We start from the raw sequence: 14,534 nt of genomic DNA on the forward strand, positions 1-14,534 counted from the left end.
AAGACTTATAGTTGGCCGGACGACCGGGGCATGAGGAGTTACTTAATGCGTAAGTCATTGATGCGTATGACATTGCGTCAATTGCAGATTTTCAATGAAGTGTGTGATCTGCGTTCCTACAGCCGTGCAGCCGAGGAAATGTCCCTCACCCAACCCGCCGTCAGCCTGCAAATTCGCCAGCTCGAAGAGCTGCTTGGCCAGCCGCTGTTCGATTATGTCGGCAAAAAGCTCTACATGACCGAGGCCGCTGAAGCTTTGCAGCGGGCCAGCCGCGATATTTTCGGGCGCCTGGAAAATCTCGATATGCAGCTGTCGGACATGCAGGGCTCCCTGCAGGGCCAGTTGAAGCTGGCGGTGGAGTCCAGCGCCAAGTACTTCGTGCCGCACTTGTTCGCCGCCTTCAAGCGCCAACACCCGGAGGTGCAATTGCACCTGACCGTGGTCAATCGCGCCCAGGTGATTCGCCGGCTCTCGGACAACCGTGACGACCTGGTGATCATGTCCATGGTGCCTCAGGACATGGGCCTGGAATTCCTGCCATTTCTGAATAATCCGATTGTCGCCGTGGCGCTGCCGGATCACCCCTTGAGCCTACAAGGGCCGCTACGCCTGCAGGATCTGGAACCCTACACCCTGCTCATCCGCGAACCGGGTTCCGGCACGCGGCTGGCCTGCGAAGAGTACTTCAAGGAAAAACGCGTGCACTTCACGCAGACGGTGGAAGTGGCCTCGGCCGAGGCGCAACGCGAGTGCGTGGCTGCAGGGTTGGGCGTGGCCCTGCTGACGCGCCACGCCCTGAACCTGGAGCTGGCCACCGGCGGGCTCAAGGAGCTGCCGGTGGAAGAACTGCCGCTGTACCGCAGTTGGTGCCTGGTGCAAGCCAAAGCCAAGCGGCTGTCACCGGTGGCCCACGCATTCCTGGGCTTTATCCGCAGCGAACGGGTGCAGATCAGCGCGCTGGCTGAGCGTTTCGCTGGGCAGCCAAGGGTGCCTGCCAATGGAGTTCCGGGTAGTCACTGATGCTCTGCAGCAGTTGGCGCTGGTCGCAGCGGTCTTCGATTGCGCGACGGAACGCCATGCGGCGCTGGTCTTCCTGCTGACGACGGGTCTTGACGGTGCTGTTACTGTCTTCGTAGGGCCGGGCCATTTGGAGTCTCCCAATGCGAGTACGGGGAGTACAGGATGGTCGCGGAGGATGACGGGGCTATGACAGCCTGATGAAGATTCTGAGCACACAGAAGATGCAAATGTGGGAGGGGGCTTGCCCTAGAGCCCTCTGTAGGAGCGAGCTTGCTCGCGAAAAACTCACAGGCACCGCGTTCATTCAGAAAGCACGCGTTATCGTTGACGTTTTTCGCGAGCAAGCTCGCTCCTACAGACTGGCATTAGGGCTTGCCCCCCTCCCACATTTTGTTCTGTGTACAGTTGATCAGTCGTCGAGGGCTTTGACGGATTTTGGCGACAACCGCAGGCTTCGCAAACTGCGCTTCACGCTCTTGAGGTGGTTGACCAGGCTCGGCCCGCGGGCCATGGCCACGCCCATGGCCAACACATCGATCACCACCAGGTGGGCAATGCGCGAAGTCAGCGGTGTGTAGATCTCGGTGTCTTCGTGTACGTCGATCGCCAGGTTCACTGTGGACAATTCCGCCAATGGCGTCTGGCTCGGGCACAGGGTGATCAGCGAAGCGCCGCTTTCACGCACCAGGTTGGCGGTGATGAGCAGGTCTTTGGAGCGACCGGACTGGGAAATACAGATGGCCACGTCGGTGGGCTTCAAGGTCACCGCCGACATCGCCTGCATGTGCGGGTCGCTGTAGGCCGCCGCCGTGAGCAGCAGACGGAAAAATTTGTGCTGGGCGTCGGCCGCTACCGCGCCGGAAGCACCAAAGCCATAGAACTCCACGCGCTGGGCCTGGGACATCGCGGTCACGGCCTTTTGCAGCTCCACCGGGTCGAGCTTCTCGCGCACTTCCATCAAGGTGTGCAAGGTGGTGTCGAAGATTTTCAGGCTGTAGTCAGCGACCGAGTCGTCTTCATGGATCGCAAACTGGCCGAAGCTCGCACCGGCGGCCAGGCTTTGCGCCAGCTTGAGTTTCAAGTCCTGGAACCCGGAGCAACCGATGGCGCGGCAGAAGCGCACGATGGTCGGCTCACTGATGCCCACGCTGTGGGCCAGGTCGGCCATGGAACTGTGCATCACAGCCGCTGGGTCAAGCAGCACGTGATCGGCAACCTTGAGTTCCGATTTGCGTAACAGGTGGCGCGACTGGGCGATATGTTGCAACAGGTTCAAAGGGCAGGACTCTTGTTATTGGCAGACGCCAGGGATGTAGCAAGCTTGTAGTTATACTACAAGAATTGCCGTTTTGCCCGCCTGATGCAGCACTAAATCGCCCCGCTCCCCTCTGAAACTAAGGGCAGGGGCTTTGTAGCCACAGGGACGCCACTCGAATCGTTAAGAAAAATCTGGATTTTTTCGTAACAAATCTGCCAGCCCCTCAGCGTCCATCGGCCGGCTGATCAGATAACCCTGCACCTCGTCGCACTGCTCGCTTCGCAGGAAGTCCAGTTGCTGCTGGTCCTCCACGCCTTCGGCCACCACTTTGAGCGACAACCCATGGGCCATGGCAATGATCGCCCGGGTAATGGCCGCATCCTCGCGGCCCTGGCCAAGACCCCGGATAAAGGTCTGGTCGATCTTCACGTAGTCCACCGGAATCCGCTTGAGGTAGCTGAGGGATGAATAGCCGGTGCCGAAATCGTCGATGGCCAGCTTCACGCCCAGGTCGCGTAGCTGCCGGAAGGTGGTGATGATGTGCTCGACACTGTCGAGCAACTGGCTTTCGGTCAATTCCAATTCGAGGTATTGCGGGTCCAACCCGGTCTCCTCCAGCACCTGGCGCACCAGACTGACCAGCTTGCCCTGGCGCAACTGATGCACCGACAGGTTCACCGACACCCGAATCGGCGCCAGCCCCTGGCTTTGCCACTCACAGGCCTGCCAGCACGCCTGGCGCAACACCAGCTCACCCAACGGCACGATCAGGCCGGTTTCTTCTGCCAGGCCGATAAAGTCTCCCGGCGGCACCAGGCCCCACTGCGGATGTTCCCAGCGCACCAGGGCCTCGGCCGCATTAAGCGTGCCGGTGGCCAGGCACAGTTTGGGTTGGTAGAACACCGTGAGCTGGCCCTCGTCGATGGCCTTGCGCAGGTGGTTTTCCAGTTGCAAGCGCTCCAGGGTGCTGGCTTGCAGGCTGTCGGTGTAGAACTGGAAATTGTTCCCGCCCAGGTGCTTGGCGTGCTGCATCGCCATATTCGATTGGCTGACCAGCGCAGAAATTTCCCGCGCGTTATCCGGCAGCAGGCTGACGCCCATGGAGGCGCTGACCACCAGCTCATGCCCCTCCACCGTCACCGGCACGCGCAGCTTGGCCAGCAGCCGAGTCGCCACCCGCGCCAGGCTCGACAGGTTGCCATAGGCGTCGAACAGCACAGCGAATTCATCACCGGACAGGCGTGCAATGGTGTCGGCTTCCGGCAGTGCGTTGATCAAGCGCCGCGCCATTTTCTGCAACAGTTGGTCGGCCACTTCATGGCCAAGGCTGTCATTGAGCAGCTTGAAACGGTCGAGGTTGATGTGCAGCAGCGCCAGGCTGCGCCCACCCTGACGTACGCGTTGATGCGCTTCGCGCAGCCGTTCGCGAAACAGCGAACGGTTGGCCAGGCCGGTCAACTCGTCGTAATGGGTGAGGTAGCGCATGCGCTCCTCGGACTCGCGCCGCGCGGACAGATCGGCGAAAAAGCCCACTATATGGCTGACATTGCCGCGAACATCGCGCACCACGCTCAGTTGCAGCCACTGCGGGTACAGCTCGCCGTTCTTGCGTGTTTCCACCAACTCGCCCTGCCAGGTGCCGTGGCTGAGCAGCGCCTGGCGGATCACCGGGAAGTGACGCCGGGCATCGCGACTGCTGGGCAGCTCCACGACATTGCGACCGAGCATGTCGTCGATGTCAAAACCGGTGACACGGCTGAACGCCTGGTTGACGGCAAGCAGCACATAGTTCGGGTCAAGAATCACGATGCCTTCGCTGGCGGCCTCGAACACCGTCGAGGCGAGCCGTTGCTGTTCTTCCACGGCCTTGCTGGCACTGATGTCGCGGCGCGTGCCGAGCATGCGGATCACCCGGCCACTGGGCGAACGCTCTACCGCGCGCCCACGGTCCTCGATCCACACCCAGTGCCCGTCGCCGTGACGGATCCGGTATTCCACCTGATAGTCCTCGCTGCGGCCCTTGAGGTGCTCCACCAACGCGTGCTTGAGCAGCGGCAGGTCGTCGGGGTGCAGGCGCGGCTTGAGATGACTGAGCATCGCGGTGACAAACTCGGGTTCCAGGCCGAACAATTCCTTGAGCTGGGTGTGGTGCACCTCATCGGTTTGCAGGTTCCAGTCCCACAGGCCCAGTTCACTGGCCTGCAGCGCCATGGCCAGGCGCGCCTCGCTTTGATTCAGGGCGAGGCTGGCGGCGTCCAATTCCTGGCTGCGCAGCGCCACACGGTCTTGCAGGCCGACCTGGGCTTCACGCAGCTCCTGTTCGACCTCGCGGCGCTGCTCGACTTCGCGCAGCAGTTCCTGATTCAACTGCTCGCTGCGCTGCTGCGCCTGCTGCAAATGCTGGATCAGGGCCTGGTTCTGGAAGCGTCGCAGCAGCCCGCGCTGGATCAGGCGGTTGACCTGCCACGCCACCACACTCAACGACGCCAACAGGATCAGACCGAGCACGCCCCAACCCTGTTGCCGCGAGGTGCCATTCCAGAACAGATAGGCGATGACCGGCAACAGGCAGGGCAAGGCGAAGGACAGAAAGGCCCAAAGGCTGACGGCATAGGCCACGCTGGCCGACAACGTCGCCGCGCCGATCAGGCCGAACACCCAGGCCTGTTGCATGAAGCTGTCGGTCGGTACCAGGGCGATGGCGGCGATCGACAGGGTCAGGCCGCTGACCGCTGAACCGAGCATGAACATGCGGCGCCAGACGGGCTGGGCCTGCCGGCTGGGCATCGCCGAATCAAAGGCCGCCACCTGGATGACGCGCATCGCCACCAGGGCCAGCAACCAGACCAGCCAGACGCTGTCGAGCAGGTATTGCTTGGGGTCCCACAAAAGCCAGGCGCAGACCAAACCGTTGACCAGCATCAACAGGGTCGGCAGCAGCGAGCCCTGATACAGCAGGCGTGTACGCTCGACCGCGATCTCGGTGGCGTAGTGTTTGCGGATAACCTGCGCAGGCGCCGCCGAGGGGCCGAACAGGTCAGTGTCAAAGGTCATAGGCAGTGTTCTTATAATGGTGAGCCCGAAACGTCGTCGGAGCATACACAAGCCAGCGCTCGGACCAAACCGCTCCAGGTCATAAAAACCCATCGCCGGTTGAGCGCAAAACGTTGTCCCAGACAGCTAGAACGAGACGGCATGCGGGCTGTGGCGCATGACTAACCGGTCATCCGCACCCGCAGAATGTTTGCGCGCAGGTGGTTTTGCGTCGACCACCCGGCATTGGGATTTGCCCCTCTCCCCCCGGCACCCTAGAATGCGCCGATGCGCGATGATCTCTCCCTTTTGCTGAACTCCCTCAACGATGCCCAACGCCAGGCCGTAGCGGCCCCCGTTGGCCGTCAGTTGGTCCTGGCCGGTGCTGGCTCCGGTAAAACCCGAGTGCTGGTGCACCGTATCGCCTGGTTGATCCAGGTCGAGAACGCTTCTCCCCATTCCATCCTGTCGGTGACGTTCACCAACAAGGCGGCTGCCGAGATGCGCCATCGCATCGAGCAGTTGATGGGCATCAGCCCGGCCGGCATGTGGGTGGGCACCTTCCACGGCCTGGCGCACCGCCTGTTGCGGGCGCATTGGCAGGAAGCGGGGCTGAGCCAGACGTTCCAGATCCTCGACAGCGACGACCAGCAACGCCTGGTCAAGCGGGTAATCCGCGAGCTGGGCCTCGATGAACAGCGTTGGCCGGCCCGCCAGGCCCAGTGGTTTATCAACGGCCAGAAAGACGAAGGCCTGCGCCCGCAACATATCCAGGCCAGCGGTGATTTGTTCCTGGCGACCATGCGCAGCATCTATGAAGCCTACGAGGCGGCGTGCTTACGCGCCGGTGTGATCGACTTCTCCGAACTGCTGTTGCGTGCCCTCGACCTGTGGCGCGACAACCCCGGCTTGCTGGCCCATTACCAGAAGCGCTTCCGGCACGTTCTGGTGGACGAGTTCCAGGACACCAACGCCGTGCAATACGCCTGGTTGCGCCTGCTGGCCAAGGGTGGCGACAGCCTGATGGTAGTAGGCGACGACGACCAGTCGATCTACGGCTGGCGCGGCGCGAAAATCGAGAACATCTACCAGTATTCCGAAGACTTCCCGGACGCGGTGACCATCCGCCTCGAACAGAACTACCGCTCCACCGCCGGAATCCTGAAGGCCGCCAACGCCTTGATCGCCAACAACACCGGGCGCCTGGGCAAAGAGCTGTGGACCGACGGCGGCGAAGGCGAAGCAATTAACCTGTACGCCGCGTTCAATGAGCACGATGAAGCGCGCTACGTGGTGGAAACCATCGAAAGCGCGCTGAAAACTGGCCTGGCGCGCAGCGATATCGCCATTCTCTACCGCTCCAACGCCCAATCGCGGGTGTTGGAAGAAGCCTTGTTGCGCGAGCGCATCCCGTATCGCATCTATGGCGGCCAGCGCTTCTTCGAGCGCGCGGAAATCAAGAACGCCATGGCCTACCTGCGCCTGCTGGAAGGTCGCGGCAACGATGCGGCGCTGGAGCGGGTGATCAATATTCCGGCCCGTGGCATCGGTGAAAAAACCGTCGAGGCCATTCGCGAACACGCCCGCCATGCCGATGTGTCGATGTGGGAGGCCATGCGCCTGCTCATCGCCAATAAAGGCCTGACAGGCCGCGCCGCCGGCGCATTGGGCGTGTTTGTCGAGCTGATCGAGAACCTCGCGGCCAAATGCGCGGAAATGCCCCTGCACTTGATGACCCAGACCGTGATCGAGCAGTCCGGGCTGATCGCCTACCACGAGGCGGAGAAAGGCGAGAAAGGCCAGGCCCGGGTAGAAAACCTCGAGGAACTGGTCAGCGCCGCCCGCGCCTTCGAAAACATCGAGGACGATGAAGAGCAGACCCCGCTCGCCGCTTTCCTTGGTCACGCATCGCTGGAAGCTGGCGATACCCAGGCCGACGAGCATGAAGACAGCATTCAGCTGATGACCTTGCACAGTGCCAAGGGCCTGGAATTCCCCTATGTGTTCCTGGTGGGCATGGAAGAAGGCCTGTTCCCCCACAAGATGAGCCTGGAAGAGCCCGGCCGCCTTGAGGAAGAACGCCGCCTGGCTTACGTGGGCATTACCCGGGCCATGCAGAACCTGGTGATGACCTATGCCGAGACCCGACGCCTGTACGGTAGCGAGACCTACAACAAGGTGTCGCGCTTCGTACGTGAAGTGCCGAAGGGGCTGATCCAGGAAGTGCGCCTGTCCAACAGCGTCAGTCGCCCGTTCGGCGGCGGCCAGCAGCAGAACTCCAGCACTATGTTTGCCGGCTCCGAGATCCCGCAAACCCCGTTCAGCCTGGGCCAGCAGGTCCGGCATGCGATCTTCGGCGAGGGCGTGATCCTCAATTTCGAAGGCGCTGGCGCCCAGGCGCGGGTGCAGGTCAACTTCGCCGAGGGCAGCAAGTGGCTGATGATGGGCTACGCGAAGCTCGAAGCCGTCTGAAACCGGTGTATTGATCGTTCCCACGCTCTGCGTGGGAATGCCGCCCGGGACGCCCCGCGTCCGCTCTTAAAGCACTGACGCAGAGCGTCATAGGATGCGTTACCACGCGGAGCGTGGGAACGATCTGGGGTACTGCCCTTGTATTTAACGAGCGCGGGCCAATATCTGTAATAAGTCCTACAGACCATTCTGAATCGGTCCTACGTAAAAGCCCGAAACATTATGTCGCTAGCCACTGTCACGACACCTGTGCAACATGGCGCGCGTGCAATCCACAAATGGGAATTCCCTTTATGAAACGTTTTCTTAGCATCGCCATGGCGTTGTGCATCGGCTTGACGATGAGCCTCGACGCCAACGCCAAACGCTTCGGTGGCGGCAAAAGCATGGGCTCGGCACCAACCCACCAGACCAGCCAGATGGCTCCATCCGCCGGTGCCGGCGGTGCTGCGGCTACCGCAGGCGCGGCCGGTGCTGCGGGCGCTGCTGCCAAGGCCGGCGGCGCTTCGCGCTGGTTGGGCCCATTGGCCGGCATCGCCGCCGGTGGCCTGCTCGCCTCCATGTTCATGGGCGGCGGCTTCCAGGGCATGCAGATCTTCGACATCCTGATCCTGGCCGTTATCGCCTTTGTGATCTTCCGCTTTATCGCCGCCCGTCGCCGCAAGCAGCAGGAGCACCTGGCTCCGGCCGGCGCGCCGATGCAGCGTGAAGTGTTCGAGCAAAAACCGGCCATGGGTTCGATCTTCGGTGGTTCGGCAGCGCCTGCCGCCGCCCGTCCGGTGATCAACGCACCGGCCTGGTTCAACGAGGAGCGTTTCGTCGAAGCGGCCCGCAGCCACTTCCAGTCCCTGCAGCAGCACTGGGACGCCAACGAAATGGACAAGATCTCCGAGTTCGTGACCCCGCAACTGCTCGAGTTCCTCAAGCGCGAACGCGCCGACCTGGGTGACGCCTTCCAGTCGACCTATATCGACGACCTGCGCGTACAACTGGAAGGGGTGGATGATCGCGCCGACAAGACCATCGCCACCCTGACCTTCAGCGGTGTGTCGAAAACCTCGCGTTTCGACCAGGGCGAAGTGTTCAGCGAAAGCTGGAACATGGAACGCGCCCAGGGCGACAACCAGCCATGGCTGGTCGCCGGTATCCGCCAGAACGGCTGATACCTGCTCGTTTGAGCACGCGGTAACAAAAACCCCGGACATGTCCGGGGTTTTCTATTTCACGGTTGCACTTATAGCGAGCTACTGTATAAAACGCCCCTATAAACCGCGCCTACTAGCAAGAGGATCCCGGCCGTGGAAGAAATCATCGAACAACTGCGTGAAGCCAACGAACCGGTCCCGGTTCCTTTGGAGCTGCCTGACGAAGACCAACTGGTGGAAATCGAGGAACAACTGTTCATCGACATCCCGTTTGTGTTCCGCGAATTCCTGCTGACCGTCAGCGACGTGGTCTACGGCAGCCTTGAGCCGGTGACCGTCACCGACCCGCAATCCCACACCTATCTGCCGGATGTTGCCGCCAACGCCTGGGATGCCGGGGTTGATCGCAGCATGATCCCAATCTGCCAGGATGGCGACGATTACTACTGCGTCGAGGAAGACGGCACCGTGGTGCTGTGGTCCGCCGAGGAAGAACTGGTCCAGGAAGAGACCTGGGAGTCGGTGTGGCACTGGGCACGGGACGTCTGGCTGGAGAGCTGATTCCCAAACCCCGCTAGTGCTCCGGCGTATCCTTGTGGTTATCCAGCGTCTCCAGCAAGGCTACCTGCATCCGCGTATGCACGCGGATGAACCAGCGCCAGAGCACCGCCGCCACCGCAGCCGTGACTACCGCGATCAGCACCAGCAACTTGTTGGTCGGCAGAATACTGGCCGACAAGGCTGCCAACAGTAGGAAGATCACCAGCAGTGACAGGATGGGGATTAACTCTGCAATCACCCGCCGCACCCGCTGGGTATGCCGGCCCGCCATTTCCGGCTTTACGCTCATCTCGGCCAGCAACATCGACAACGCCTTGAGCTTGCGATAGGCCGCAATCAGGAACGGCAGCGACAACAGCAACGCCCCGCCCCAGATCAACGCCTTCTGCCAGCTTTGATCGCTGATCCAGCCTTCCAGATACCCGCCGATGCGCGCCGCGAAAAAGCTGCCTGCGAAGAAGATCGCGATCACCAGCGCCAGGTTCACTCCCACTTGCAGCACGATCTTGCGGATCATCGACGCCAGCATGGCGCCTTCACCTTGAGGCTGGATACTGCGCAGCCATTCGCCATACATCCCGAATACCCGGCTCATGCGCTGGGGCATCACGGCGGCAATTTTCAACGACAGCGGGTCGGCACCGCGGATCAGGTAAGGCGTGAGCAAGGTGGTGATCGCCGAAACCGCCACCGCCACCGGGTAGAGAAAGTCGCTGGTCACTTGCAGGGTCATCCCCAGCGCCGCGATGATGAAAGAGAATTCGCCGATCTGTGACAGCCCCATGCCCACCCGCAGCGAGGTACGGCCATCGTTGCCGGCGATAAACGCGCCCAGCCCGCACGACAGCATCTTGCCCAACACCACCGCCACGGTGATCACCGCAATCGGCCAGGCGTACTGCAGCAAGATCTGCGGGTCGATCATCAACCCAATGGCCACGAAGAAAATCGCACTGAACATGTCGCGCACCGGCTCGATCAGGCGCTCGATTTTAATCAGTTGGCGTGACTCGGCCATAATCGCACCGATCAGGAAGGCCCCCAGCACCATGCTGTATTCGAGCTTGACCACCAGCAGGCAGAAGCCGAAACACAGGCCCAACACGGTGATCAGCAGCATCTCGTTGCTTTCGAATTTGGCGACGTAAGCCAGCAGGCGCGGCACCAGCAGAATGCCAATTACCAGCGCAACAATCATGAACAGCGACAGCTTGCCCACGGTGGAAAACACCTCGCCGGAACTGACCGTGCCACTGACGGCGATGCTCGACAGCAAGGCGATGATGCCGATGCCCAGGATGTCCTCGACGATCAGCACGCCGAATATCAACTGGGCGAACCGCTGGTTCTTCATCTTCAGGTCATTGAGCGCCTTGACGATGATGGTGGTCGAGGAGATCGCCAGGATTGCGCCGAGAAACAACGAGTCCATGGTGTTCCAGTCGAACCATTGGCCGATTTCGTAGCCGATCCAGATCATCAGGATGATTTCCAGGAACGCCGCGATAAACGCCGTGGCGCCCACCTTGAACAGCTTGCGCAGGCTGAACTCCAGGCCCAGGCAGAACATCAGGAAGATCACCCCCAGTTCTGCCAGGGTCTTGATCGTATCTTCATCGTGAATCAGGCCGAACGGCGGCGTGTGGGGGCCAATGATGAAGCCGGCGACGATGTAGCCCAGCACCACCGGCTGCTTGAGGCGATGAAACAGAATGGTGACAACCCCCGCCACCAACATGATCACGGCCAGATCCTGGATAAAACTGATGGCGTGCATGGCGAAGGGCTCCTTGAAATGGCTGGCGCTTTCTCACTTTCCGCGTGTGCTACCGCTGAAAGAAAAGTCTGCCGTGATCGTAAGAAATGCCCGGAGATGGGCTTTTGAAGGTTAACACCGCGACTTCCGCCGGAAAGCCGGTGCAATATATGGAAACAGATCGACCCGCGCGTGACGGCAAGCCGTCCACTGGCGTCCCGTTAGGGATGGCGCTGCAAAGACCCCAGCACCCGCAGAGGTGCCCTACCAACCAATGCCTACAACCCGTGAGTGTGCTATGGAACCCGGAAACGCCCAGCTGTCGATGACGGTATTGATGACCCCTGACATGGCCAATTTCTCAGGCAATGTCCACGGCGGCACCCTGCTCAAGTACCTCGACGAAGTGGCGTACGCGTGCGCCAGCCGTTATGCCGGCCGCTACGTGGTCACGCTGTCGGTGGATCAGGTGATTTTCCGCGAGCCGATCCATGTCGGCGAGCTGGTGACCTTTCTCGCGTCGGTCAACTACACCGGCAACACCTCGATGGAAGTGGGCATCAAGGTGGTGACCGAGAACATCCGTGAACGCTCGGTGCGTCATACCAACAGTTGCTTTTTCACCATGGTGGCGGTGGACGACCAGCGCAAACCGGCCGCCGTGCCCCCCTTGCAGCCGCACAACAGCGAAGACAAGCGCCGCTTCGTGCAGGCCCAGCAGCGTCGGCAGATTCGCCAGGAATTGGAAAAGCGCTATCAGGAAATCAAGGCCGACGCGCCTTAAATTCCAAGCTGCGACCCGGATCAAATGTGGGAGGGGGCTTGCTCCCGATAGCGGTGGATCAGTCTCGAACATGCTGACTGACACACCGCCATCGGGGGCAAGCCCCCTCCCACATTGGTTCTGTGTGCTTACAGGCTGATCGGCGTGGCCTCGAACCGTACGCGGGGATGGGCAATGCGATCCTGCGCCCGCACCAGTTCCAGTTCATAACTGGCGCAGGCCTGGGTCTCCAGCAGCACCTCGTGCACCGCTGCGGCGGTGAATTCGAAGGCCGCCACCAGGCTATCGCCCAGCAGCACCCGCGCCAGGAACAACCCTGACGTCAGGTCGCCCACACCCACCGGCTGGCGCGGGAATGCCAGCAGCGGCCGACGCAAGTGCCAACTGCCATCAGCCGTCACCAGCAGCATCTCGAAGCCGTCCGGCAGCTTGCCGGGGTAATCCAGATGCTTGACCAGCACAGCCTTCGGCCCGCGCGCCAGCAGGGCTTTGGCCATCGCCAGGCAATCGAACAGCGATTGCGGTTTGCGCCCGGCAAAGCTGTCCAGCTCCAGTTGGTTGGGGCACAGGAAATCCGCCATGGCCGCCGCCTCGTTCAGCAGGAAATCACTGACTTCCTGCGGCACGATGCAGCCTTTTTCAGGGTGGCCCATCACCGGGTCGCACAGGTACATCGCCTTGGGGTTGAGCGCCTTGATGCGTGCTACGCCGGTAAGAATCGCACGCCCCTGATCCGCACTGCCGAGGTAGCCGGACAGCACTGCATCGCAGTTACCCAGCTCGCCGATGGCTGCGATACCTTCCACCAATGCCGGAATCTGCTGCGGCGCCAGCACTTCACCTGCCCAGTGGCCATACTGTGTGTGGTTGGAGAACTGCACTGTGTTGAGCGGCCATACATTCACCCCGACCCGCTGCATGGGGAACACGGCGGCGCTGTTTCCGGCGTGGCCGAAAACCACATGAGACTGGATCGCAAGCAGATGGGGTGTGCGTTTCATGCAGGAGATGTCCATAAAGCCGTTGAAATTCTGGCCGCGCAGTATGCGACTAAACGCAGCCTGTACGACAGACCGGCGACACAGTTAAGCTGCGCTCACTTTGTTGGAGTTCATGGAATGCTGACCCTGGGAAACATGTTCGTGTTGATGCTGCTGGCGACCGGCGCCGCTTGGGTCTGGCACAACCATGGCCTGCGCGAGCGCGCGTTGGAGCGAGTCAAGCAGCACTGCGCCAAGCTCGATATCGAACTGCTCGATGGCGCGGTGGCACTCAAACGCATCGGTTTCGTGAAGGATGCCAAGGGTCGGCGCAGGTTGGCACGGGTCTACAATTTCGAGTTCACCGTGACGGGCGAGGCTCGCCACAGCGGCACCATTACCCAATTTGGCGCCCACAGCGCGCAGATTGAATTGGCGCCCTACCCGTTCGAAGCCAAGGAGCCGCTGCCCAGCGCCAACGTCATCGAGCTGAGCCAGTGGCGCCAGGACCACGCGACCAAGAACCGTCAGTAACGGCAGGCAGCCAGAGCGGCCTGCAATGCCGCCACGTTCTGTGGTGCGCTGAAGATCAATTCGATACGTGAATCGCGGCGCCATTCGCTGGGTAGCCAGGCGAGTGAGCTGTTATCCACAGCGTTGGCGGACATCCACGCGTCACGGCTGTGGATAACCAGTTTGGCGCGACGCCATTGCAGACTCGTCAGCCATTGGCTCACTCGTTCCAGGTCAAATCGCTGGCTCGGATGCCAGCGCCAGCCAATGCTCCAGCCACCTTCCTCGGCCTGGCTCAAGCAGATCGGCAACGTGGGGTCGCTCCAGATCGCCGGCATTTGCGCCAAGCCTTGGGGCACCGCGAAGTTATCCACAACCCCGCCACCCTGGGCTTTCAAGCCAGGCAAGTGTTCCAGAGGCAACTGAGCCTGGCGCGTCCAATAGAGCGCGCTGCCAGATAACCGCTGCTCAATAGCCCGGCGTTGCGCAGCGTCCAGCGCCTCATCCTTGTTCAACACCAGCAAGCCGGCACCGCCCAGCGCCGCCTGCTGCGCTTGCGGCAAGGGTTTGCCCGCCGCCAGGGCCTGGGCGTCCAGCACCAGCACCCAGGGCTGAACCGCCAGCACGCCTTGCCATGGCGCTTCGCCTAACTGTTTGAGCAACTGCGCCGGATGGCCCAGGCCCGACGGCTCGATAAACAACCGATCCGGCTTGGCCTTACGCAATAACCGACCCAGGCCTACCTGGAACGGCGCGCCATTCACACAACACAGGCAGCCACCCGCCACCTCGCCCAAGGCAATGCCATCGTCAGCTTGAGTGAGCAAGGCCGCGTCCAGGCCGATCTGCCCGAACTCGTTGATCAGCACCGCCCAGCGCTCGTTGGCCGGGCGTTGGGCAAGCAGGTGTTTGATCAGGCTGGTCTTGCCGGCGCCCAAGGGCCCGGCAATCACATGGGTGGGAATGTTCTGCAGCATGGGTTGGCATCATTCAGACCGTGTAGAGCGTTTGA

The 14,534-nt window shown here is 61.5% G+C and carries 12 protein-coding genes; 6 read left to right on the forward strand and 6 right to left on the reverse strand.

Annotation, left to right across the window (positions count from 1 at the left end):
* Positions 1-45 precede the first annotated feature (45 nt).
* Positions 46-1,020 carry a LysR family transcriptional regulator gene (locus C4J88_RS26980; RefSeq protein WP_124368875.1) on the forward strand — a complete coding sequence of 325 codons (975 nt, stop codon included), beginning with the start codon at positions 46-48 and terminating at the stop codon, positions 1,018-1,020.
* Here C4J88_RS26980 and C4J88_RS26985 read toward each other — a convergent pair.
* From C4J88_RS26985 to C4J88_RS27000, 3 genes are all read right to left on the reverse strand, one after another.
* A complete protein-coding gene (locus C4J88_RS26985; RefSeq protein WP_124365036.1) occupies positions 950-1,147 on the reverse strand; it encodes a PA3496 family putative envelope integrity protein in 198 nt (65 codons plus the stop codon). The genes C4J88_RS26980 and C4J88_RS26985 overlap by 71 nt on opposite strands.
* A 282-nt stretch (positions 1,148-1,429) precedes the next feature.
* Positions 1,430-2,296 (reverse strand): transcriptional regulator HexR, encoded by an 867-nt coding sequence (gene hexR / locus C4J88_RS26995; protein WP_003177007.1) that lies wholly within the window; start codon positions 2,294-2,296, stop codon positions 1,430-1,432.
* A 162-nt stretch (positions 2,297-2,458) separates the two neighbouring features.
* Complete coding sequence (locus C4J88_RS27000) at positions 2,459-5,332, reverse strand: EAL domain-containing protein (RefSeq protein WP_124408540.1); 2,874 nt, start codon at positions 5,330-5,332, stop codon at positions 2,459-2,461.
* Between the two features lie 267 nt (positions 5,333-5,599).
* Between C4J88_RS27000 and uvrD the strand changes: the two genes are divergently transcribed.
* The 3 genes from uvrD (at position 5,600) to C4J88_RS27020 (ending at position 9,489) form a co-directional block, all read left to right on the forward strand.
* On the forward strand, positions 5,600-7,783 hold the full coding sequence (gene uvrD, locus C4J88_RS27005) for a DNA helicase II (RefSeq protein WP_124408541.1): 2,184 nt from the start codon (positions 5,600-5,602) through the stop codon (positions 7,781-7,783).
* A gap of 293 nt (positions 7,784-8,076) precedes the next feature.
* A complete protein-coding gene (locus C4J88_RS27015; RefSeq protein WP_124365039.1) occupies positions 8,077-8,946 on the forward strand; it encodes a Tim44 domain-containing protein in 870 nt (289 codons plus the stop codon).
* Between the two features lie 135 nt (positions 8,947-9,081).
* The gene (locus tag C4J88_RS27020; RefSeq protein WP_078735291.1) at positions 9,082-9,489 is read left to right on the forward strand and encodes an SMI1/KNR4 family protein; all 408 of its coding nucleotides are present in this window, start codon (positions 9,082-9,084) and stop codon (positions 9,487-9,489) included.
* A gap of 13 nt (positions 9,490-9,502) precedes the next feature.
* Here the strand turns inward: C4J88_RS27020 and C4J88_RS27025 are convergent, their stop codons facing one another.
* A complete protein-coding gene (locus C4J88_RS27025) occupies positions 9,503-11,266 on the reverse strand; it encodes a cation:proton antiporter (protein WP_065936464.1) in 1,764 nt (587 codons plus the stop codon).
* A gap of 277 nt (positions 11,267-11,543) precedes the next feature.
* Between C4J88_RS27025 and C4J88_RS27030 the strand changes: the two genes are divergently transcribed.
* Positions 11,544-12,029: an acyl-CoA thioesterase gene (locus C4J88_RS27030; RefSeq protein WP_034110411.1), complete on the forward strand. Its 486-nt coding sequence runs from the start codon at positions 11,544-11,546 to the stop codon at positions 12,027-12,029.
* Positions 12,030-12,157: 128 nt separating this feature from the next.
* On the opposite strand, the gene pdxY is transcribed toward C4J88_RS27030, so the two are convergent.
* Positions 12,158-13,030, reverse strand: coding sequence for a pyridoxal kinase PdxY (pdxY, locus tag C4J88_RS27035; protein ID WP_124365040.1), 873 nt, complete (start codon positions 13,028-13,030; stop codon positions 12,158-12,160).
* A 117-nt stretch (positions 13,031-13,147) separates the two neighbouring features.
* On the opposite strand from pdxY, the gene C4J88_RS27040 reads away from it, so the two are divergent.
* The gene (locus C4J88_RS27040) at positions 13,148-13,543 is read left to right on the forward strand and encodes a DUF3301 domain-containing protein (RefSeq protein WP_124365041.1); all 396 of its coding nucleotides are present in this window, start codon (positions 13,148-13,150) and stop codon (positions 13,541-13,543) included.
* Here C4J88_RS27040 and C4J88_RS27045 read toward each other — a convergent pair.
* Positions 13,537-14,499: a GTP-binding protein gene (locus C4J88_RS27045; RefSeq protein WP_124408542.1), complete on the reverse strand. Its 963-nt coding sequence runs from the start codon at positions 14,497-14,499 to the stop codon at positions 13,537-13,539. The genes C4J88_RS27040 and C4J88_RS27045 overlap by 7 nt on opposite strands.
* Between the last annotated feature and the right edge of the window lie 35 nt (positions 14,500-14,534).

The organism is Pseudomonas sp. R4-39-08 (assembly GCF_003852275.1).
Lineage (GTDB): Bacteria > Pseudomonadota > Gammaproteobacteria > Pseudomonadales > Pseudomonadaceae > Aquipseudomonas.